Here is a 2,378-nt window from a genome sequence, read left to right as displayed (position 1 = left end):
GGCGGGGACCGGTGCGGCCGGTACGACCGGCGGGGCCGGTACGACCGGCGGGGCCGGTACGACCGGTGTGGTGCCCGGCAGCCGGCCGGAGCGGTCCGACGGCGCCCCGCCGCAGGCGCCGTGCGGCGGCGGCCCCCGCCGGCCGGCCGACTGAGCGGCCGGGTCCACCGGGCGCGGCGGACCGAGTGCCCGCAGGGCCGGGTTCGGGGTTGACCTCAAGTGAGGTTCAGCTTCTAGGTTCGATCGTGCAAGACGTCGACGTACCCGGGAGGAACGACCATGCGGACGCTGGTACTGGGAAGGTCGCCCGCCAGGCTGACGGAGGTGGTGGCCACGCTGCGCACGGACGGCTTCGACGCGGAGGGGGTGAGCACCCCGGACGAGGCCAGGGAGCGGCTGGCGGCCGAGGAGTTCGGGGTGCTGATCATCGGCGGAGCCGTGGACCCGGAGACCCGCGCGGCGCTGAAGGAGTTCGCGGCGGCGCACCGGGTGCGGCGGGTCATCGACGGCGCCCTGACCGCACCGTACGACGCGTACGTACGACGCGAGTTCGAGCCACTGATCCGGGAGACCGCTGCGGGGGAGTGAGGGGTGGCGGCTGATCGGCGCGGCTGGCCCGGCTGCCGGTGGGACGCTTCGCGCGTGCGTGTGCGCGCGAGGCGGTCACCGGCAGGGCCGGAGTTGTGAGTGGGGTGCCTTGCGCGCGGGCGCGGGGCTCCTGGCCCGGGCCGGGGAGCAGGGGTGGGGGCTTCGCGGGCGCGGATGGGGGGCTTCGCGGGTGCGGGCTCGGGTGCGCGAGAGCGGGGCGGTCGGCTTGGCCGCCGGCGGGACGCTTCGCGTGTGCGGGTACGGGTGTACGCGGCGGCCGGTCGCGCGGGTTGGGCAGCCGCGGAAGTCATGCCCGCGCGTGCGCGTATGCGGGTAGGCGGCGGCCGGCCGCGGGGCCGGAAAGCCGCGGAAGTCATGCCTGCGCCCGCGCGTGTGTGCGCCGGCCGGCCGCGTGGGCCAGGTAGGCGCGGAGGCCATGCCCGCGCGTGCGCGCGTACGTAGCCTTTGGGCTCCAGTCGCCGGGTCGCATGCGGGGTGCCCACGCGCGCGCCCGCGCCTGGCGGGTCGCCCAGGTAGCCGAGGTGCCGGTGGGCCGTGCCCCCGCGCCCGGCCCCTGGCCCGTAACGCGTCCCCCCGTGCCAGCCCCATGCCGACGCCCGGGCTCGCCCCTCCTGTTCGGCCGCCCGGCCCTGCCCCGTACGGGTACGGAGCAGGGCCGGCGGTGCGTGACGCGCGGGATGAGGGGGCGGCAGAGGCGGGTGTTCGGCGGCGAAAATCGGCCCCGCTGGTGTCGGGTTCCCCGTGGACCTCGCTGGGCCTCGGTGCCCCATGGGTCCGTACAGCCCCCTGCGCGCGCGAGTGGTGTGTTCGGTGTTGGGCCGGGTGGGGGATTCGTGGGGGCCGTTGGGGAGGGGGGCGGTTTTCCGGTGGGGCGGGCGTGACACGTAGTCAGGCGAACGACTGATTTGTATGAATCGTAGGAAAAGCAGCCTGATGCGAAGGAGTCGTCGATGTCCGCCTCGGTACCGCTCCGCAGGCCCGGCGTCCGCTCGGCAGCGGTCGCCGTGGCCGCCCTCGTCACCGGCGGCGCCGCCTGGGCCGGCGCGCCCGGCGCCGCCGCGGCCGATGGCGGGGAGGTGCGCGTGCACGGCGTCCGGACGCCCGTCCAGGACCCGCGCGACGAGCGCACCGTCTGCGCGTTCTACCTCGCCGCGGCGGACCTCCCCGGCTCCCACGACCTGAGCTGGCAGATCCTGCCGCGGCCCAACCCCCGCGCGCTCCCGGGGCTGGAGGGCACCATCGCCGTCGACGCGGGGCGCGGCCACACCGGCCCGTACACCCTGCCCAGCGGCAGCTACCAACTGACCTGGAGCGCGGCCGGGCAGCGCGGCGCCGACCGGCGCAAGCCGTTCACGGTCGAGTGTCCGCCGGGCGACCAGGGGCAACCGCCCACCAACGAGCCGTTGCCGGCCCCGGCCGACCAGGGCCGGATCGACCAGGGCCGGGGCGAGCCGACCACCCCGCAGAAGGAGGCCGACCCGCAGCGTGAGGACGCCGCGCGGGAAGACACCCCGCGCGAAGACGCCGCTCCGCAGCGCGAGACGGCCGGGGTGGACTGGTTGAGCGACGCACTCGGCGATGCGGACCTGGACGCGGAGTTGGACGCCGAACTGGACCAGGAGCTGCGCGAGGCGCGGGACGGGGCTCGCGACGGAGCGGAGGCGGCGCGGCCCGGTCCGGGCGCGGGCGGGGGGGCGGGCCCCCGGGGCGGCGGGGGGGTTTTAACAACGGCCCGCCCCCCCCCCGGGCGCCGGGGGGGGGGGGGGGGG

Annotated in this window: 2 protein-coding genes; both read left to right on the top strand. The window is 77.3% G+C overall.

The window, feature by feature from the left end:
* The first annotated feature begins 279 nt into the window (after positions 1-279).
* Positions 280-588: a hypothetical protein gene (locus AAHZ94_RS32730; RefSeq protein WP_349997341.1), complete on the top strand. Its 309-nt coding sequence runs from the start codon at positions 280-282 to the stop codon at positions 586-588.
* A 971-nt stretch (positions 589-1,559) separates the two neighbouring features.
* Positions 1,560-2,378: hypothetical protein (locus tag AAHZ94_RS32725; RefSeq protein ID WP_349997340.1), on the top strand; the 819-nt coding region annotated here is incomplete at its 3' end.

Source organism: Streptomyces sp. HSW2009 (assembly GCF_040240285.1).
In the GTDB taxonomy this organism is placed as follows: domain Bacteria; phylum Actinomycetota; class Actinomycetes; order Streptomycetales; family Streptomycetaceae; genus Streptomyces.
This window is presented reverse-complemented; position numbering and strand designations above follow the sequence as displayed.